The 19,511-nt window shown below is 42.4% G+C and carries 23 protein-coding genes; 22 read left to right on the top strand and 1 reads right to left on the bottom strand.

Annotation, left to right across the window (positions count from 1 at the left end):
• The first annotated feature begins 29 nt into the window (after positions 1-29).
• Together rpsA and fni are read left to right on the top strand one after the other, a co-directional pair.
• Positions 30-1,172 carry a 30S ribosomal protein S1 gene (gene rpsA / locus P855_RS0107845; protein ID WP_028783051.1) on the top strand — a complete coding sequence of 381 codons (1,143 nt, stop codon included), beginning with the start codon at positions 30-32 and terminating at the stop codon, positions 1,170-1,172.
• Positions 1,173-1,186: 14 nt separating this feature from the next.
• A complete protein-coding gene (gene fni / locus P855_RS0107840) occupies positions 1,187-2,209 on the top strand; it encodes a type 2 isopentenyl-diphosphate Delta-isomerase (protein WP_028783050.1) in 1,023 nt (340 codons plus the stop codon).
• A 67-nt stretch (positions 2,210-2,276) separates the two neighbouring features.
• Here the strand turns inward: fni and P855_RS22050 are convergent, their stop codons facing one another.
• The gene (locus P855_RS22050; RefSeq protein ID WP_152526198.1) at positions 2,277-2,384 is read right to left on the bottom strand and encodes a YpzI family protein; all 108 of its coding nucleotides are present in this window, start codon (positions 2,382-2,384) and stop codon (positions 2,277-2,279) included.
• A 111-nt stretch (positions 2,385-2,495) separates the two neighbouring features.
• Here P855_RS22050 and P855_RS0107830 point away from each other — a divergent pair, with 111 nt between their 5' ends.
• From P855_RS0107830 to P855_RS0107735, 20 genes are all read left to right on the top strand, one after another.
• Positions 2,496-3,098 (top strand): hypothetical protein, encoded by a 603-nt coding sequence (locus P855_RS0107830; protein WP_028783049.1) that lies wholly within the window; start codon positions 2,496-2,498, stop codon positions 3,096-3,098.
• Positions 3,095-3,988, top strand: coding sequence for a YIEGIA family protein (locus P855_RS0107825; RefSeq protein WP_028783048.1), 894 nt, complete (start codon positions 3,095-3,097; stop codon positions 3,986-3,988). The genes P855_RS0107830 and P855_RS0107825 overlap by 4 nt, the downstream gene beginning before the upstream one ends.
• A complete protein-coding gene (locus tag P855_RS0107820; RefSeq protein WP_028783047.1) occupies positions 3,985-4,176 on the top strand; it encodes a capping complex subunit for YIEGIA in 192 nt (63 codons plus the stop codon). The genes P855_RS0107825 and P855_RS0107820 overlap by 4 nt, the downstream gene beginning before the upstream one ends.
• Before the next feature lie 340 nt (positions 4,177-4,516).
• Positions 4,517-5,827, top strand: a complete 1,311-nt coding sequence (gene der, locus P855_RS0107815) for a ribosome biogenesis GTPase Der (protein WP_028783046.1) — start codon at positions 4,517-4,519, stop codon at positions 5,825-5,827.
• Between the two features lie 15 nt (positions 5,828-5,842).
• The gene (locus P855_RS0107810; RefSeq protein WP_028783045.1) at positions 5,843-6,877 is read left to right on the top strand and encodes an NAD(P)H-dependent glycerol-3-phosphate dehydrogenase; all 1,035 of its coding nucleotides are present in this window, start codon (positions 5,843-5,845) and stop codon (positions 6,875-6,877) included.
• A gap of 78 nt (positions 6,878-6,955) precedes the next feature.
• Entirely contained in the window at positions 6,956-7,216 is a 261-nt protein-coding gene (locus tag P855_RS0107805) for a stage VI sporulation protein F (protein WP_028783044.1), read from the top strand.
• A 283-nt stretch (positions 7,217-7,499) separates the two neighbouring features.
• Positions 7,500-7,697 carry a DUF2768 domain-containing protein gene (locus P855_RS0107800; protein ID WP_028783043.1) on the top strand — a complete coding sequence of 66 codons (198 nt, stop codon included), beginning with the start codon at positions 7,500-7,502 and terminating at the stop codon, positions 7,695-7,697.
• A gap of 23 nt (positions 7,698-7,720) precedes the next feature.
• On the top strand, positions 7,721-8,440 hold the full coding sequence (locus P855_RS0107795) for a hypothetical protein (RefSeq protein ID WP_028783042.1): 720 nt from the start codon (positions 7,721-7,723) through the stop codon (positions 8,438-8,440).
• A gap of 186 nt (positions 8,441-8,626) precedes the next feature.
• Positions 8,627-10,105 (top strand): stage IV sporulation protein A, encoded by a 1,479-nt coding sequence (gene spoIVA / locus P855_RS0107790; RefSeq protein ID WP_028783041.1) that lies wholly within the window; start codon positions 8,627-8,629, stop codon positions 10,103-10,105.
• Between the two features lie 379 nt (positions 10,106-10,484).
• Positions 10,485-10,757 carry an HU family DNA-binding protein gene (locus P855_RS0107785; RefSeq protein WP_037985717.1) on the top strand — a complete coding sequence of 91 codons (273 nt, stop codon included), beginning with the start codon at positions 10,485-10,487 and terminating at the stop codon, positions 10,755-10,757.
• A gap of 308 nt (positions 10,758-11,065) precedes the next feature.
• Positions 11,066-11,290, top strand: coding sequence for a trp RNA-binding attenuation protein MtrB (gene mtrB / locus P855_RS0107780; protein ID WP_028783039.1), 225 nt, complete (start codon positions 11,066-11,068; stop codon positions 11,288-11,290).
• A 104-nt stretch (positions 11,291-11,394) separates the two neighbouring features.
• Complete coding sequence (locus P855_RS0107775; RefSeq protein ID WP_235062618.1) at positions 11,395-12,186, top strand: heptaprenyl diphosphate synthase component 1; 792 nt, start codon at positions 11,395-11,397, stop codon at positions 12,184-12,186.
• Positions 12,187-12,188: 2 nt separating this feature from the next.
• On the top strand, positions 12,189-12,896 hold the full coding sequence (locus P855_RS0107770; RefSeq protein ID WP_028783037.1) for a demethylmenaquinone methyltransferase: 708 nt from the start codon (positions 12,189-12,191) through the stop codon (positions 12,894-12,896).
• Positions 12,897-12,912: 16 nt separating this feature from the next.
• A complete protein-coding gene (gene hepT, locus P855_RS0107765) occupies positions 12,913-13,887 on the top strand; it encodes a heptaprenyl diphosphate synthase component II (protein WP_028783036.1) in 975 nt (324 codons plus the stop codon).
• Positions 13,888-13,981: 94 nt separating this feature from the next.
• Complete coding sequence (gene ndk / locus P855_RS0107760) at positions 13,982-14,428, top strand: nucleoside-diphosphate kinase (RefSeq protein WP_028783035.1); 447 nt, start codon at positions 13,982-13,984, stop codon at positions 14,426-14,428.
• A gap of 239 nt (positions 14,429-14,667) precedes the next feature.
• Positions 14,668-15,834 carry a chorismate synthase gene (gene aroC / locus P855_RS0107755; protein WP_028783034.1) on the top strand — a complete coding sequence of 389 codons (1,167 nt, stop codon included), beginning with the start codon at positions 14,668-14,670 and terminating at the stop codon, positions 15,832-15,834.
• Position 15,835: 1 nt separating this feature from the next.
• Positions 15,836-16,912 (top strand): 3-dehydroquinate synthase, encoded by a 1,077-nt coding sequence (gene aroB / locus P855_RS0107750; RefSeq protein ID WP_028783033.1) that lies wholly within the window; start codon positions 15,836-15,838, stop codon positions 16,910-16,912.
• Positions 16,912-17,292, top strand: coding sequence for a chorismate mutase (aroH, locus tag P855_RS0107745; RefSeq protein WP_028783032.1), 381 nt, complete (start codon positions 16,912-16,914; stop codon positions 17,290-17,292). Before aroB ends, aroH begins: the two co-directional genes overlap by 1 nt.
• Positions 17,289-18,395, top strand: coding sequence for a histidinol-phosphate transaminase (gene hisC, locus P855_RS0107740; protein WP_028783031.1), 1,107 nt, complete (start codon positions 17,289-17,291; stop codon positions 18,393-18,395). The genes aroH and hisC overlap by 4 nt, the downstream gene beginning before the upstream one ends.
• The gene (locus P855_RS0107735; RefSeq protein ID WP_028783030.1) at positions 18,392-19,492 is read left to right on the top strand and encodes a prephenate dehydrogenase; all 1,101 of its coding nucleotides are present in this window, start codon (positions 18,392-18,394) and stop codon (positions 19,490-19,492) included. The genes hisC and P855_RS0107735 overlap by 4 nt, the downstream gene beginning before the upstream one ends.
• The last annotated feature ends 19 nt before the right edge of the window (positions 19,493-19,511 follow it).

Genomic DNA, 19,511 nt, shown 5'->3' with positions numbered 1-19,511 from the left:
GTGTCGGATTTTGAAGGAGGTAGCTTGGTATGGATGAAATGAATCAAGAAGTTACAGGAATGCAAGAATTCTCTACTGGCGACATTGTTACAGGAAAGGTAGTGAAAGTCGAAGAAAAGCAAGTCCTTGTTGATGTCGGTTATAAAGTAGAGGGGATTGTTCCAATCAGTGAACTTTCCAGCCTTCATGTAGAGAAAGCATCCGATGTAGTCAGTGAAGGCGATGAAATCAAGCTTCAAGTCAAGAAGGTAGAAGATGATGAAATCGTACTTTCCAAACGTGCGGTTGATGCTGACAAAGCTTGGGAAGAATTAGAACAGAAATATGAGAGCGGAGAAGTTTTTGAAGCAGAAGTAAAAGATATCGTCAAAGGTGGACTTGTAGTAGACGTCGGCCTGCGCGGCTTCATTCCCGCTTCTTTGGTAGAAACTTATTATGTAGAAAACTTTGATGAATATAAAGGAAAACCTTTGACATTAAAAGTAGTAGAACTCGACCGCGAACAAAACCGTGTAATCTTATCCCACCGTGCTGTGGTGGAGGCAGAAGAATCCACAAAGAAACAGGAAGTCTTAAATTCACTGGAAGAAGGTCAGGTGATTGAAGGTACCGTACAGCGCATCACTGATTTTGGTGCATTTGTAAATCTTGGCGGTATCGATGGACTGGTTCATATCTCCCAGCTTTCCCATGAACACGTGGAAAAGGCTTCTGATGTAGTCGAGGAAGGTCAAAAGATTGAAGTGAAGGTTCTTTCTGTGGACAGAGACAACGAACGTATTTCTCTATCTTATAAAGAAACACAGCCTGGCCCATGGCACGATTTGGAACAACGTGTAGAGCGTGGAGCAGTGCTGGAGGGGACGGTCAAACGCCTGGTGAACTTCGGAGCATTCGTCGAAGTGTTCCCTGGAGTAGAAGGACTTGTTCATATTTCTCAAATTGCAAGCCGTCATATCGGCACTCCGGATGAAGTGCTCGAAGTCGGGCAGGAAGTTAAAGTCAAAGTTCTTGATGTAGATGAACAAGCTAAGCGTCTGTCATTAAGCATCAAAGAGCTTGAGCGTGACGAAGACCGTCAGGAATTGAAACAATATGAAAAGGAAGACGACCATTCTGGCTTCCAATTAGGAGATATGATTGGAGATAAGCTGGACAAATATAAAAATTGATTGGTGAGAAGGATATGTCGAGAGAAAAACGCAAAATCGATCATATCCGCCATGCACTCAGTCATCCCAGAGAACAAATCAACCATTTTGATGATATAGAAATTGTACATCAAAGTATCCCTACATTAGACTGGGATGAATTGGAATTGAACACGGAAGCAGGCGAACTTTTATTAAGTTCGCCTCTTTTTGTCAATGCCATGACAGGTGGCGGCGGAAAAAAGACAGAAGAAATCAATAGAGGCCTGGCAGAAGCTGCGGCTGAAACAGGTATTGCTATGGCTGTTGGATCACAGATGTCTGCCTTGAAAAACTCTGAAGAAATGAAGAGTTACCAAGTAGTCAGGAAAGCGAACCCGGAGGGGATCGTTTTTGCTAATTTAGGCAGTGAAGCAACGCTGGAGCATGCGGAGCGGGCAGTGGAAATGCTGGAAGCAGATGCAATGCAGATTCATTTGAATACTATGCAGGAATTGATCATGCCAGAAGGAGACAGAGATTTCCGCGCTCGATTACGTAATATGGAGCAGATAGTATCCCATCTTTCTGTACCTGTCATCGTCAAAGAAGTAGGGTACGGTATTTCAATGGAAACAGCCTCCTCATTAAAGGATATCGGGGTACGCTATATTGATGTGGCGGGTCGAGGGGGCACAAACTTTTCTAAAGTGGAAAACAAAAGAAGAGAGCAGCCCCTGGTAGACTATGAGAATTGGGGGATTCCTACCCCGATTTCTATTTTGGAAGTTCGAAACCGATACCCGGAATCTTATACATTCGCTTCTGGAGGAATCCGGAATGGGCTTGACGGAGCTAAATCCCTGATATTAGGGGCGCAAATGTTTGGTATGGCAGGTGGTTTACTACAAGTAATGGTTCAGGATGGAAAAAAGGCTCTCGTAAAACGAATCAATGGGGTTCACCATGAATTAAAAATTGCCATGATGATGTTGAACGCTCGCAGGCCCAGGGAATTGGAAGGAAAAGCATATATTTTATCAGGAAAAACAAAAGAATGGATAGAACAGCGTATTTAGCGTCTGAGTTATTTCCTCAAAGTGAAAAAAGCTGTCCCGAGAAGAAAACCTTCCGGGACAGCTTTTTTCACTTTGATTCAACTGATGTGGATCCTTTTTTGGGAGTTCTGACATCCCGGTCTGATTCGACACGACTTTCTTTCCGTAATTTCTTTTCCTGGCGATCCTTACCCATTTTTATCCCTCCTCATCTCAGCGTTTAGTATTCCCCTTTATAATTTTCCTTATGAGGTTTAAATAGGTGGACAGCCATCCATAATGTAAGAAAGAAGGGATGTAAAGCAATATGGATGTGGCCGTCTTTTATTGGATCAGCTGGATGATTTGGATATATGTAGTGTTTTTTTATAATGAAATTGAGTGGAGACCGTTTTTTTCAATTGGTCTGCTAGGATTCATTTTTCTGTCTGACAATTATGTCAAACTCCAGGATGTGGCCATTTCATGGGCTTTTATCCTGATGTGGAGTGGTGCTTTATGGTTTCTGATGAAAGCCAGGGTAACATCCTTGCAGATGATATATATGATTTTATTCAGTTTCATGCTTGCGGGAATCCAATTATTCATGTTTGTGAACCCTGTATGGTCTTTATTTCCGACGGATATCCTATTGATTATGCTTTCTGTATTACTGTTTAAGTTACTGGACAATCAGTTGCGTAATCGGATTATGATGTTCACCTTTTTTGCTTCTACAGGGAGTTTCATTCGTTCCTATTTTCTTTACCAGTATGGCATTATCCAGGTGATCGGGAGTACGGGTGAACTAATCTTTATCATGAAAGGCATGTTCATATTCCTTCTGGTGCATGGCTTACAGGTGAGTAAGCAAAAAGTAACACAGGCAGCCAACCAAATAAAAATGAGAACGGAGAGAATTGATTCATGAATGAATATACTTATCCGATCATATTCGGCATTATTGTCGGTACAGGATTGAGGCTGTTGATGCTAAGGACAGATTATCGTCAATACCCGACTTATTTGCATGGCAAAATCATTCACATTTCATTAGGGTTTATTGCTGCATCGCTTGGCACATTCGCGGTGCCGTCAATAATGGAAAAAGAGTTTACCGCCGTCACCTTTCTGACCCTTGCTGCTTCTCAATTCAGAGAGGTGAGGAATATGGAGCGAAACACGATGACGGAATTGGACGAATACGAGTTAGTACCGAGAGGAAATACTTATATTGAAGGTATCGCAGTGGCCTTTGAGGGGCGTAATTATATAGTTATCATCACCTCACTGTTATCAACTCTGGCTTATTTGGCCTTTAACGTATGGGCAGCAATTCTTACAGCTATCATCCTATATCTCCTTTCAAAGAAGTTGATGAGTGGTTCCACTTTAAAAGATATCGTACATATCAACTATGCCGAGCCGCATTTTGAAGGTGCCGGCCTATATGTCGATAATATTTATATTATGAACATAGGTTTGCCGGAAAGGCAGGAAGAAATCTTACGCTACGGAATGGGCTTTATTTTAGAGCCTAAGAACTTCAATGTCCGCTCTACCATTGCAAACCTGGGACAAAGGCAGGCAATTCTCCATGATGTTTCTGTGACCTTGGGGGTTTTTAGAGATTCCGGCACTCCAGCATTGGTCCCCTTGATCAAGCGGGATCTGGATGATGGCAGGATCGGTGTTTTCATCCTCCCCCAGGATAAGGACCTTGACCGTGCGATAAAGACGATCGGGGCTGTTCCTGTCTTGGAGAATGCTATTCGGATGCCTTATGAGTCGCGTCCGGAAATGGAGGGTAAGAAACAATGAAATTGGAAAAAGCGATCCTGGCTGCCATTACCACGGACCAATCAAGAGAGAGGGTTGGAGGCGGCATGCCGATTTTCTACTGCGATACCCGTGAAGAGATGGAAAAAGTGGCTGCTAACTTGGAAGCGATCATTGACGGAATCGCTCATGCCCTCAGCAAAGACCTTTATATCATCGTAAAACACTGAAAAAGATTGTTTCAAGACCACTTGTTTGCTAGAATAGTTACGTATAATGTGTGAAAAGCATTGCTTTACATCACAAGGTTAAATGAAAAGTCAGTCAGGGGGGTTGACTCAAACACAAGGATGACTCCACCATGCTTAACTCTTTCAGTATGGTTAATCATTCCTTGATGGACCCTCCTTTTTTTAATGCTTTATAAAAGCGATAAAAAAGCTGCTGTTCGGCGGCAGGCGGAATGAAGTTGTGAATATGCCGGCTGAGTGAACAGTTTTTTTACTTTTCAGAATTACCACTTATATGATAAAAATAATAAATATGCCAGGCAGAAAGGATGTACCTTTCATGAGAAAATCAGTCGTAGCCATTGTAGGCAGACCGAATGTAGGTAAATCAACGATATTCAACCGGTTAGTCGGTGAAAGAATTTCTATTGTAGAAGATATCCCCGGGGTGACGCGTGATCGTATCTATGCACAAGGGGAATGGCTTAATACTACCTTCAATATCATCGATACAGGTGGAATTGAAATAGGAGATGAGCCTCTGCTTGTGCAAATGCGCGAACAGGCTCAGGTAGCTATTGACGAGGCAGATGTCATCATATTCATGGTGAATGGCCGGGATGGAATCACCGGTGCTGATGACGAAGTAGCAAAAATCCTCTACAAATCAAATAAGCCGGTAGTGCTTGCTGTCAATAAAGTAGACAACCCTGAAATGAGAGAAAATATATATGAGTTTTACTCCCTTGGGTTTGGTGAACCGTACCCGATCTCCGGAACTCACGGATTAGGATTAGGGGACATGCTGGATGCGGTTGTCAGTCATTTTCCTGAGAAAAGTTTTGAAGAGGAAGATGATTTAACGATTCGCTTCAGTTTGATTGGAAGACCGAATGTGGGTAAATCCTCTCTGGTGAACGCGCTGCTTGGGCAGGAACGGGTGATAGTTAGTGATATAGCCGGTACAACTCGCGATGCGATAGATACCCCGTTTAAAAAAGAAGACAGGGACTTTGTCATTATCGATACGGCTGGAATGAGGAAAAAAGGGAAAATTTATGAAACAACAGAGAAATATAGCATCCTGCGGGCTTTGAAAGCGATTGAACGTTCGGATGTGGTACTGGCCTTGATTGATGCTGAGGAAGGAATCATCGAGCAGGATAAAAAGATCGCCGGATACGCACATGAAGCAGGAAAAGCGGTTATTATCGTAGTGAACAAATGGGATACAGTAGAAACAGATGAGAAAACGATGAAAGAGTTCGAACAAAAGGTGCGTGCTCATTTTCAATATTTAGATTACGCTCCAATTGTATTTTTATCTGCAAAAACAAAGAAACGTATTCATACGCTGCTTCCTCAAGTGCTGAAGGCGAGTGAGAATCATGCAAAAAGGGTACAGACCAATGTGTTGAATGAAGTAATTATGGATGCATTGGCAATGAACCCTGCTCCCACGGTTAAAGGCCAGCGGCTGAAAGTGTTTTATGCTGCCCAGGTCTCGATAAAGCCTCCGAGCTTTGTCGTATTTGTCAATGAACCAGAATTGATGCACTTCTCTTATGAGCGTTTCTTAGAAAATCGGATCCGGGAAGCTTTTGGTTTCGAAGGCACTCCAATAAAGATATTCGCTAGAAAACGAAATTAAGAAAGGGGTAAAATAATGGAAAAAATCGCTGTCATAGGAGCAGGTAGCTGGGGGACCGCTTTAGCACTTGTGCTCGCTGATAATGATCATGATGTTAGATTATGGACTCACCGGCAGAAGCAGGCAGAAGAAATAAATAATACACATACGAATGAAAAGTATCTCGAGGGGATTACGCTTCCAGAATCCATAACAGCTTTTCATAACCTGAAAGAAGCAGTAAAAGACGTTTCCCATATAATTCTGGTGGTGCCGACCAAGGCGATGCGTGAAGTTTGTCAGGAACTGAAACAAGTAATCGATCATCCTGTGACAATCACTCATGCATCCAAAGGGATTGAACCTTCTACTTATAAACGTGTTTCGGAAGTGATTGCAGAAGAACTTCCAGGAGAGTTGTATAATGCGATTGTAGTCCTCTCCGGTCCGAGTCATGCTGAGGAAGTAAGTTTGCGTCAACCGACAACGGTTACCGTCTCCTCTGAAAATTTGAAACAGGCAGAGCTTGTCCAGGACTTGTTCATCAATGAAAAATTTCGCGTGTATACCTCGCCGGATCTTGTCGGTGTGGAATTAGGCGGGGCACTTAAAAATATTATCGCTCTTGGTGCGGGTATTTCTGATGGGCTTGGTTATGGCGACAATGCTAAAGCCGCCTTAATCACCCGGGGATTGGCGGAAATTACGAGACTTGGCACATCAATGGGTGCTAACCCTTTGACGTTCGCGGGGTTATCAGGAGTAGGAGATCTGATTGTAACCTGTACCAGTCATCACAGCAGAAACTGGCGTGCCGGAAACCTGTTAGGGAAAGGAAACGACCTGGACGAAGTATTGGATAAGATGGGAATGGTGGTGGAAGGAGTCAGAACCACAAAAGCAGCCTATCAGTTTTCCAAAGAGCAATCGGTGGAGATGCCAATTACCAATGGACTCTATAGAATCTTATTCGAAGGAGAAAAACCTAAAGATGTTGTCGATCAGTTGATGACAAGAGGACGCCGTCATGAAATGGAAGAGTTAAGTAATATACTGGGCGAACGATCATAATCCTTTTTTGTAATGCCTCACAATCCTACCTTTTGTGCATATGATATGTTGAATGTTATGCACGAGGAGGGACACTTAGTGAGTGATTTTCAGAGAAATCTATTCGATCAAATTCAAAAGAAATCGAATGTATCGCCCGATGAAATATTTAAAGTAGCAGATTCTGTCAAAAGTGCAGACTTGTCAGATGAAAAGACGATTCGGAATCTAGTCAGACAATTATCCAGGATGGCTAATAAACCTGTTTCGAAAGAGAAAGAGGATAAAATCGTGAAGGCGATCATTAATCAAAATATGCCGCTTGATATGAACAGTCTGAATCAATTATTTAAAAAATGAAACTGTGGTTGGGCGCGTGAGGATACGGGCATACCATCAACTGCATAAGATAACTCGCAGCAACCATTCTATTTGAGCTGCCATTGGGGATTATTTAGTCGCGGGGCTGTAACAAGGTATATGATGAGAATGAACTGGTCTATTAACAAAACCGGTATAGAAAGAGAAATTCACATCATCACTTTGATACAGTCTCCTTTCTTATGCGAATTTACTGGATTCGGACAAGCATTATGATATAATACCTGAGGTAAATAACAGAGTATCAATAGGGGGAAATAGCATGTCATTGTCTATGTTGAATATGTATATATCCTTTGCTGGTATCATTTTCATGTTTCTCGCAATCGGTCTTATCATGTTGAGCCGTTATAAGCTTAAGGGAATCTTAGCAGGAATTGTCGCGGCATTTGCATACATATTCATGATCCTGGCAGGTCTTATAATATTTTACATTGTTTTCAGTGGACCCACCGGATGATGTCTGGCAAGGGAGGGTAAAAAGTGAAGCTCAAAATATTTTTGGCTGGATTGTTCATATTACTGCTGCTTACAGGATGTCTTTATCCTGAGAACCGCTTATCAAAAAATAGTATACCGAGCGAGGTACAACTGGAAAATGTACAACGGGCAATAGACAGCTATCGTGAGCAGGAAAATGGTTTACTGCCGATTAAAACAAAAGGTGAAGACACTCCCATTTTTCAAAAGTATGTGATTGATTTTAAGAAGCTGAAAGAAAAACGCCTTATTTCAGAAATACCGGGAAATGCTTTCGAAAACGGGGGAGTATACCAGTATGTATTAATACACCCTGAGGATGATCCGACGGTTAAATTGATAGATTTGCGTATGACGGAACAGCTCCGTTCTTTGCGTTATGATATCAATCGTTATCAGCAAAACAACCAGTATCTTCCATATAAATCCCAAGTGGCTCAAGGTATATATGATTTGGATTATAAGAAACTCGGTTTAGATGCCCCAATGACGGTTACGAGTCCTTATAGCCACGAGCCATTGCCGGTATATATCAAAGGTAACGGTGATCTTCTGATTGATTACCGGAAAGACCTGTACAACTTTTTAAAGAACAAGGAGCATTCCTATAAAAAAGGGGATGATATTCGCTATCTTTTGGTGAATCATTCTCCATTTGTCCCCGTTTATTCTCCGGCATACACCATAGAGGACGGGGAGCCTATTTTCATGTCGGAGGCATAGAGGAAACGATCATTTCATAAGCATAAGAGACTGGAAGGAACCATATCGCCAGTTTCTTATGCTTTTTTTGTCTCTCAATGTAAAAACGCAAAAAATCAGTCATATTCTATTAGGACAACGACATAGAATCATAATGTCATAGCTCGTATAAGTTTTATGAGTCGAGGCAGATCAGGAGGGGATCTTTTGGAAAAAGTCGATATTTTCAAAGATATTTCCAAACGGACGAATGGAGATATTTATCTGGGTGTTGTCGGGGCGGTCCGTACAGGTAAATCAACCTTCATCAAGAAATTCATGGAATTGGTGGTTCTCCCGCAAATGGCTAACGAAGCAGATCGGGAGCGGGCAATGGATGAACTCCCACAAAGTGCAGCTGGAAAAACCATCATGACGACAGAACCTAAGTTTGTACCTAACCAGGCAGTATCAGTAGAGGTAGAAGAAGGATTAGATGTCAATGTCAGGCTGGTTGATTGTGTCGGGTATGCAGTGAGTGGAGCGGTGGGGTATGAGGATGAAAATGGACCTCGTATGATCAATACTCCGTGGTATGAAGAGGCTATCCCTTTCCATGAAGCAGCGGAAATCGGAACGCGAAAAGTCATTCAGGATCATTCCACAATCGGTGTAGTGGTTACCACCGATGGAACGATCGGTGAAATTGAACGTAGTGACTATGTAGAAGCGGAAGAGCGCATTGTCGAGGAAATGAAAGAAGTCGGAAAACCGTTTATTATGATTGTCAACTCAGTTCAGCCTTACCATAAGGATACAGAAATCCTCCGCGATCAACTCAGTGAGAAATATGATATTCCAGTACTTGCTTTGTCAGTGGAAGGAATGCGTGAAGAGGATGTCAATAGTGTCCTCAGGGAAGCACTTTACGAATTCCCTGTGCTTGAAGTGAATGTCAATCTCCCAAGCTGGGTAATGGTTTTGGAAGAAGGGCATTGGCTCAGGAATAATTTCCAATCAGCGATTGAAGAAACCGTTCAAGATATTAAACGTCTCCGTGATGTCAGCCGTGTTGTCGGTAATTTCGATGACTATGAATATATTTCGAAAGCGAATTTATCAGGTATGGAGCTGGGTGAAGGCGTTGCTGAAATTGACTTACAGGCACCTGATCAATTATATGATGTAGTATTAAAAGAGATTGTAGGTGAAGACATTCGGGGTAAGGATCATTTGCTGCAAATCATGCAGGATTTTTCTCACGCAAAGAGAGAGTATGACCAAGTAGCTGAAGCGCTGAATATGGTGAAGCAGACCGGATACGGTATTGCGGCCCCTACCTTACATGATATGGCACTCGAAGAACCTGAAATCATCCGCCAGGGTTCGAGATTCGGTGTTAGACTGAAGGCTGTCGCGCCATCTATCCATATGGTGAAAGTCGATGTCCACTCTGAGTTTTCTCCGATTATCGGTACTGAGAAACAAAGTGAAGAACTGGTCAGGTACTTGATGCAGGACTTTGAAGAAGATCCATTGTCGATTTGGAACTCCGACATTTTCGGACGGTCACTCAGTTCGATCGTGCGAGAAGGAATTCAGGCGAAATTATCATTGATGCCGGAAAATGCAAGATACAAATTAAAAGAAACATTGGAGAGAATCATCAACGAAGGTTCAGGTGGAATGATAGCAATCATACTATAACGGCTCTTGAAAGGGCCGTTTTTTTATGTGTTTAAAAATATTTTTTTCGTTTTTGCAGGAGAAAGGAAGCGATATGTCGTAATACCGTAGAGAGCCTTTATTAAAAACCGCATAAACCTTGTCATACCAATGGTTGCGCGTTTCTTGCATCCTGATTTTGAATATGGTACGCTTCATGTACCGTAACGGTTGAGAACCGATAGAAATTGCGGTATTAAGCGGTTTTAGTGCACTTCTCTATTGAATTTCACTGAAATCTCGTTTAATATAAGGCATGTCATCAAATCAATGATGACAGCTTGTTCAAATTAAATGTTCCAGGGCTCCTGAATTGGAAAGCTTTGTGAATGGATTATCCGCCCGAGAGGAGGTGAATATCATGAACAAGACAGATCTAATCAACACTGTTTCTGAAAAAGCTGATCTTTCTAAAAAGGATGCTACAAAAGCAGTTGATTCCGTATTTGAATCAATCATGGATTCACTTAAAGATGGTGACAAAGTACAATTGATTGGTTTCGGGAACTTTGAAGTACGCGAGCGTGCTGCCCGTAAAGGCCGTAACCCGCAAACTGGTGAAGAAATTGAAATTTCTGCCAGCAAAGTCCCAGCATTTAAACCAGGTAAAGCCCTTAAGGATGCTGTTAAGTAATCTCCTACATAGGGCAAGTGGGAAAGGGTGCCATATGTGCACCCTTTTTTCATGGTATAAGAATGGTTTTAAAAGTGCACAGGTATTGGTGGACTGGCTGTGGCTACCCTGCCAGGGTCACAGAAGTCGCATGCTTTCTATGACGAGAAGCATCAGGGTAAATCACTAAAAAGCGTTTATACACTTGGCCTCGTATGAACTGCACTTAAAAGACTCAAAATAGTAGTGTTTATGACAAAACGGGATGATTTGACATTCCTTGGATTGTAAGCGATATTAAATTTACAGAATAGGGGGAGTGGATGAATATGGATTTGAAAGGCAATGATTTTTTTGTCATCAAAGCATTGGAAGACGGCGTGAATGTGATCGGTTTGACAAGAGGGACTGATACCCGTTTCCATCATTCAGAAAAGCTGGACAAGGATGAAGTGATGATTGCCCAGTTTACGGAACATACCTCTGCGGTGAAAATAAGAGGGAAAGCCTTAATACAGACCAGTCATGGAGAAGTGACGAACGAAACGGAGTAAATCAGTGTTTCCTGTCGTTCGTACATAACACAGGCAATCCTGACAAAGTTATGCTATAATACATGTGTTGTAAACGTCTTTCAGAAAGGACTCAGGTGATCCAGGTGAGTAAAGAACTTGAACTGCAGACATTAAAACAAAAAATAATCGCTAAAGTTCGCCATCCTTTTTTAACCAAATTCATACCAGGACCTGTCATTGATGAAGACAAGTTGGTACTGCTGACGTCTATCATGGATGATACCAATTTGCCGGATGTGAAAAAAGAACAATATATCATCACGACCATGCTTGTTCAAGTAGCTCTTGATACCCATGACCTAGTCACGTTGACAGACGAAGATGAAGAACAGGAAACAGTACGGAACCGCCAATTGACTGTGTTGGCAGGGGATTATTACAGTGGGATGTATTATTACCTGCTATCTCAATTAGATGATATACCGATGATTCATACATTAGCTTCAGCCATCAAAGATATCAATGAACAAAAAATGGAGCTGTATTATAAAGATGTGGATTCTTTTCAGGAATTCATGAATGGCCTTAGAGATATAGAATCATTGCTGATTCAGCGGGTAGCTTCGTATGTGCAGCGGGCAAGCATCAATGATGTTGCGGGTGAATGGCTGCTGACTAAAAAATTATTAGATGAAAAGAAAAACATCCAGCAGAATGGTTTCTCTCCGTTATTTGATTTGCTGTTAAAAAGTCCGACCACTAACACGAACTATGCCCAGATCATGACCATAGTGGAGAATATGATTCAAAAAAATATCAACCGTCTGGAATTGACGATTTCTCAGCTGCCCTTACATTTCAATCAGTTGAAATCGTACGTCCATACGACCCTGAGTGATCACCAATATAAGAAACAATTTGCAGAAGAGGGATAAAGATGCAACAGACGAAGGAAGAACGCGTGCATCATGTATTTGAAAAAATCTATCAGCGATATGATGTAATGAATTCCGTTATTTCTTTTCAACGGCATAAAGCCTGGCGCAAAGACGTCATGAATAGGATGGATGTAAAGCACGGGGATCAGGCACTGGATGTTTGCTGCGGCACGGGTGACTGGACAGTTGCGTTAGCGAAGGAAGTAGGCCGGGATGGCAAAGTCATAGGTCTCGACTTCAGTCATAACATGCTATCGGTAGGTATCCAAAAGAAACTATCCTCTGGTTTGAGTCAAATGGAATTAGAACATGGTAATGCGATGGATCTCCCATTTGAAGATAACAGTTTTGATTTTGTAACGATCGGTTTCGGTTTGAGAAATGTACCAGACTATCTCCAGGTATTAAAAGAGATGACCAGAGTAGTAAAGCCTGGCGGCAAAGTCATCTGCCTTGAAACATCCCAGCCCACTATGCCGGGGTTCAGGCAGGCTTATTATACTTATTTCAAATATATCATGCCTGCATTCGGAAAATTATTTGCGAAAAGCTATCGGGAATATAGCTGGCTGCATGAATCCGCGAAGGACTTTCCGGGTAAAGATGAACTGAAGCAGATGTTTGAGAAAGCTGGTTTACACAATGTCAAGGTGAAGTCATATACCGGCGGGGTAGCTGCGATGCATATGGGAGAGAAATTATCATAACATAAGGGTGGCCACCATGAAGTTAGCTATGATCTATTCTTTTTTAAAACAGGATTTAGCCAAAATAGAAGATTCTATCAATAATACGATACAAGCACAGCATCCCGTTTTACGTGAAGCATCCACCCAATTATTAGCTGCAGGAGGGAAACGGATCCGTCCTGTTTTTGTTTTATTGGGGGGAAAGTTTGGAAACTATCAACTTGACCGTATGGAAGCAGTAGCTGTATCGCTGGAGTTGATTCATATGGCCTCACTGGTACACGATGATGTCGTCGATAATGCTGAGCTTAGAAGAGGTCAGCCGACAATAAAGGCGAAATGGGATAACCGTATTGCTATGTATACAGGCGATTACATATTTGCAAGATCGTTGGAATCACTATCTACTCTCGAAGATCCGAGAGCACATCAAGTACTCGCGAAGACGATGGTAGAATTATGTCTCGGAGAAATAGAGCAGGTTAAGGATAAATATCGGTTAGAACAGAACTTACGTGATTATCTGTTGAGAATCAAGCGGAAAACAGCTCTTTTGATTGCTGCCAGTTGTCAGCTCGGTGCAATTGCATCCCAGGCTCCGCGTGAGTATGAAAGGGCATTATACCGATACGGTTATTTTGTAGGAATGTCTTATCAGATCATTGATGATGTGCTGGATTTTACTGCTTCAGAGGAAGAATTAGGTAAGCCGGCCGGAAGTGATCTATTGCAGGGGAACATTACATTACCGGTCCTATATGCCATGGAAGATAACGCCATTGCTGCTGAACTCTATGAATTGTTCCAGGGGGATACAGAGACCCTGACAGCTGAAGAGCTGGCACGTGTCATCGGTAAAATCAAAGCGAGTGATGCGATTGACCGGTCATTAGAAGTCAGTGACCGATATTTACAAAAAGCCTATCAGGCACTGGAGGTACTTCCCCCAGGACGTGCGAAGCAGACTTTACGCGGGATTGCAAAATATATTGGGAAAAGAAAGTCTTAACAGATTGCCACCAGGGAGAGAATCTGTTAGAATTTTCTTCGGTACTGTTTTTAAGCGCTTACACAAACAAATACATAATTAATGAGGTGTTATTATGGAAAAAACATTTTTAATGGTTAAGCCGGATGGAGTACAACGTAACCTGGTAGGAGAAATCGTGTCCCGTTTTGAGGATAAAGGTTTCAAGCTTGCTGGAGCTAAATTGATGAATATTCCAACGGAACTTGCAGAAAAGCATTATGGCGAACATAAAGACAAGCCTTTCTTTGGGGAATTGGTTGATTTCATCACTTCCGGACCAGTTTTCGCAATGGTTTGGGAAGGTGAAAGTGTGATTGCCACTGCACGTCAAATGATGGGTAAGACAAATCCGCAGGAAGCTCTTCCTGGCACAATCCGCGGTGACTTCGGTGTTACAGTTGGTAAAAACGTCATTCACGGGTCTGATTCTCCAGAGAGTGCTGAGCGCGAAATCGGACTGTTTTTCCAGGAAGAACAAGTGTTATCGTACAATAAGAATGATCAAAATTGGGTTTATTAATCTATTTATCAAAAAACCGTTCTCTAGATTTGAGAGCGGTTTTTCCTTTATAAGATGAGGCTTTCACCAATGAATTACCCGTCCCGGTACAAAAATGTACCGGGATTTTTAACTCTATGACAACCATTTAATGCTTTGACGCTTTTATGTTTTAACCTATTAAAAAATTTAATGCACACAAGCTTGATAAGATATGATATAGTAGAACATAAAATTTATACTATGGAGGGACGTCCACCATGCGCTATTTAACTGCTGGAGAATCACACGGAAAACAACTCACTACAATTATTGAAGGAATTCCTTCTCATTTACCATTATTGAATGAACAAATAAACGAATCCCTGCTAAGGCGTCAGGGAGGCTACGGTCGTGGTCGTCGCATGCAGATTGAAAAAGATCTGGTAGAAATAACTGCAGGGGTCCGGCATGGCTATACTCTGGGCTCACCTATTTCGCTTGTCATCAACAATGATGATTTCAAACATTGGAGAAATATAATGGGGGAAGAGCCTATTCCGGAAGATGAAGAAGTCCGCAGGACAATATCCCGGCCAAGGCCAGGCCACGCCGATCTGAATGGCGGAATGAAATATGGTCACAGAGACCTGCGTAATGTACTGGAACGTTCATCCGCGCGTGAAACAGCTGCCCGGGTAGCTGCTGGAGCTGTTGCGAAAGTATTACTTCAGGAACTGGGAATCAGCGTAGGTGCCTATGTTCGTGAAATAGCAGGTATCGTCAGCAGCTTTGATGAATCGATGTCCTTGAAAAAACGAGTAGATTTAGCGGAATCCTCTCCGGTAAGGACGTTAGATAAAAAAGCAGAAAAAGAAATGATGGAAGCGATTGATCAGGCGAAAAAAGAAGGGGATTCCATTGGCGGAGTAGTAGAGGTATATGTTGAAGGTATGCCTCCTGGCGTCGGTTCTTATGTGCAATATGACCGTAAACTCGACAGTCGTATCGCTGGCAGTGTCGTAAGCATCAATGCTTTCAAAGGCGTAGAGTTCGGTATCGGTTTTGAAGCAGCAAGACGAAATGGCAGCGAGGTTCATGATGAAATTGCCTGGGAAGAATCACAAGGTTATTACCGGAAGACAAATCGTCTTGGAGGATTCGAAGGTGGCATGACAACTGGTATGCCGTTGGTGGTGAAGGGAGTAATGAAGCCGATCCCTACTTTATATAAACCACTTCAGAGTGTCGATATTGAGACGAAGGAGCCTTTTGCTGCCAGTATAGAACGATCCGACTCCTGCGCTGTGCCGGCGGCTGGTGTAGTGATGGAACATGTAGTAGCGTTTGAACTTGCACGTGCCATGATGGAACAGTTTCCAGGGGATTACTTCCCTCGTATGAAACAAGCAGTGGATGCTTACAGGGAAGAGGTAAGGAGATTTTAAGATGAAGCAATTATCAATTCAGGCCAGCAATCACCTATATAAAGTTCAAATTGGCAGTGGACTGCGCCATTCGATCGGCAGTCTTATCGAAGGCAGTTACCCACATGTCCTCATTATCACAGACAGTGAAGTAGCTCCACTATATCTGGAAGATATCAAACAGTCTTTCTCTTCCACGAAGGTAGATACAGCCATTTTTCCAGCGGGTGAACAATCCAAATGTATGAGTCAGTACGAAGAATTACTGACAGCATGTATTGAAAATGGTCTGGATCGCAATTCCCTGGTGATCGCACTGGGGGGCGGAGTAGTTGGAGACTTGGCAGGGTTTGTTGCTGCCACTTATATGCGTGGTATTGATTATATCCAGGTACCTACTACGATACTTGCCCATGACAGCAGTGTCGGTGGCAAGGTTGCCATTAATCATACGCAAGGGAAAAATTTGATAGGCTGTTTCTATAGTCCAACACAGGTCCTGTATGACATCGAGACACTGCGGACGTTACCATTTCACGAAATACGCTCGGGATATGCAGAAATAGTCAAACATGGCTGTTTGGATAATCCGGAATTATTTAAAGATGTAATATCGCGGCCACTTACCAGCGATATCAAAGAAGAGGTGTTAGTAGATCATCTCCTGCAGGGAATAGCAATCAAATCTGCAATTGTAGAGCAGGATGAGAAGGAAAAGGGCATAAGAAAATATTTGAATTTAGGCCATACTCTTGGCCATGCTATAGAAGCAGAATCGGGTTACGGAAGTTTGACCCATGGCGAAGCAGTGGCCATCGGTTTATTGTTTGCGATGTATGTAAGTAAAGAAAAATTGGGTGCAAATTTACCGTTTATGGAGTTGTATAACTGGCTCGAACGGCAAGGATACCCGCTTGATGCTTTGCAATCTTTACATTCCAACCGTTTGGTAGCTCGCATGAAAAAAGATAAAAAATCATCGGCGGGAATTGTGAATATGGTGTTATTACAACAGCTTGGAGAACCAGCCATGATGGAGTTGCAAGAGCAGGAACTGACCGATATGTTAATTCATTTCCAAGAAGAGGTGATGAGCTGATGATCAGGGGGATCAGAGGAGCGACCACAGTAGATAACAATGATAAAGAAGAAATAATTGAGCGTGCCCATGAAATGATGATTGATTTGATTGATGCGAACGATATAAATGCAGAAGATGTCGTTTCGGTTTTATTTTCAGCAACAGGCGATTTGAACCAGGCTTTTCCGGCAAAATCGCTTCGTCAAATCGAGGGGTGGACCTTTGTACCTGTGATGTGTATGAGGGAAATTGAAGTGCCAGAAGCGCTTCCTAAATGCATCAGGGTTATGGTAACTGTCCTTACGGAGCGCGATCAAGATCAAGTGGAACATATTTATCATTACGGGGCGAAAAAATTACGTCCTGATCTGCAAGAGTCGAAAGGAGAATTGGGATGAAAGCAAAAGAAATTTTAAAAACAATGCAGCCGTATAAACCTGGCAAACAAATTGAAGAGGTTAAAAAAGAATATGGGTTAACAGAAATCGTCAAGTTAGCTTCCAATGAAAACCCATTTGGTTTTTCTCCTCAGGTGAAAAAGGAGTTGCCTGGTTTGATAGCAGGTTTAGAAAAATACCCGGATGGATATGCGGCAGAGCTGAGAAGAATTTTGAGTGATAAGCTGAAGGTAAAGGAAACACAACTGATATTTGGAAATGGCTCCGATGAAATCGTTCAGATTATTAGCCGTACGTATTTAGAGCCAGGAACCAATACAGTAATGGCTACGCCTACTTTTCCTCAATATAAACATAATGCTTTGATAGAAGGGGCTGAAATTCGGGAGGTGCCAGTAATTGATGGATATCATGATTTAGATCGCATGCTGGAAGCCATAGACGACCAAACCCGAGTCGTATGGCTGTGTACCCCTAATAACCCGACAGGCTCACACATTTCAGCTCCTGATATGGAAAGATTTCTGGAACGTTGCCCCGATGATGTCCTGGTAGTGATTGATGAAGCTTACTATGAGTACATGGACGCTTCGGATAATTATGATGCGGTAGCAGGGTTAGAGGAATATCCAAACCTCATCGCTTTACGTACATTCTCAAAAGCTTATGGATTGGCCGGTTTGAGAATTGGTTATGGTATAGCCCGTACAGAGGTTATACATCAGCTTGACCCGGCACGTGAGCCTTTTAATACTTCTACAATCGCGCAAGCTGCAGCGATCATCGCTTTAGAAGATAAGAAGTTTTTGAATGAGTCAGTGTCACGCAACAAAGATAATCGAAAAGCGATGATGGATTTCTGTGATGAACACGAATTAGGCTATTTTGATTCACAGGCGAACTTTTTATTGATCAATCTTCCTGTAAGTGGGGACGAATTGTTTGAGCACTTACTAAGCAAGGGATTCATTGTTCGTTCCGGTGAAGCACTCGGGATATCGAACAGTATCCGATTAACGATTGGCAGTAAGGAAGTAATGGAGCAAATCCAACAGGAGATCAGTCAGTTCTTATCTGCTAGTAAAACAGGTGTGAAAAAGTGAAAGAGAAAGTAATGGTAGCGGGACTTGGTTTGATTGGCGGATCATTGGCCATGAGTATCAGGTCCCGCCGGCAATTTCATGTCATAGGGTATGATACACATGAAGAAACGAATAGAATAGCGTTGGAAAACGGGGCTGTCGATGAAATTTGTACGGATTTCATTACTGGTGTCGCTCGGGCTGATATCCTGATTCTTGCTACTCCGATTCCCATTACATTACAGTACATCAGGCTGTTGAATGACATGGATTTGAAGGATAAATTACTGGTCTCTGATGTTTCATCCGTGAAAGGGAATGTAATGAAACAGTCTGCAGAGATTACGAATAGATCTCTCGTCTTCATTGGTGGGCATCCGATGGCGGGGTCCCATAAACAGGGGATACAGGCAGCCAAAGCTCACTTGTTCGAAAACGCCATTTATGTACTCACTCCTTCTGAGAATGCGATAATGGAAGATGTAGACAAGCTGAAGGAAGTATTAGCACCTACCGGGGCCAGATTTTTAATTTTTTCTACAGAGGAGCACGACGAGATGACAGCAGTCATCTCCCATTTTCCCCACCTGATTGCTTCCTCTCTCGTCCATCAGGCACGTAACTGGCAGGAGACCCATCCTTACCTGGAAGATCTCGCTGCAGGAGGTTTCCGTGATATTACAAGGATAGCATCCAGTAATCCTGGACTATGGAAAGATATCTTTTTGCAGAACAGGCCGATATTGATTTCCATGCTGGAAGACTGGATTAGAGAAATGGAGCAGGTAAAATCTTTGTTAAGTGAGAGCAATGGGAAAGCGACAGAAGAATATTTAATGCAAGCAAAACAATATCGAGATGGGTTGCCGGTTAAGAAGCGTGGAGCCATCCCATCTTTTTATGATATCTATGTGGATATTCATGACCAGCCCGGAGCGCTATTGCATGTCATCGGACACCTGGCTGACAAAGAGATATCTATCAAAAATATAGAAATACTTGAAGTACGGGAAGGGATAACCGGAGTACTGCGAATAAGCTTTCAAAGCAGTAAAGAACAAAAAGAAAGTAAACGAGTACTGGAAGACCACAATTATGAGGTTACGATCGAAGATTAGGAGGAAATAGCCGTGAATG

Origin of the sequence: Thalassobacillus devorans MSP14 (genome assembly GCF_000496835.1) — a bacterium.
GTDB classification, from domain to species: domain Bacteria; phylum Bacillota; class Bacilli; order Bacillales; family Halobacillaceae; genus Thalassobacillus; species Thalassobacillus devorans_B.
This window is presented reverse-complemented; position numbering and strand designations above follow the sequence as displayed.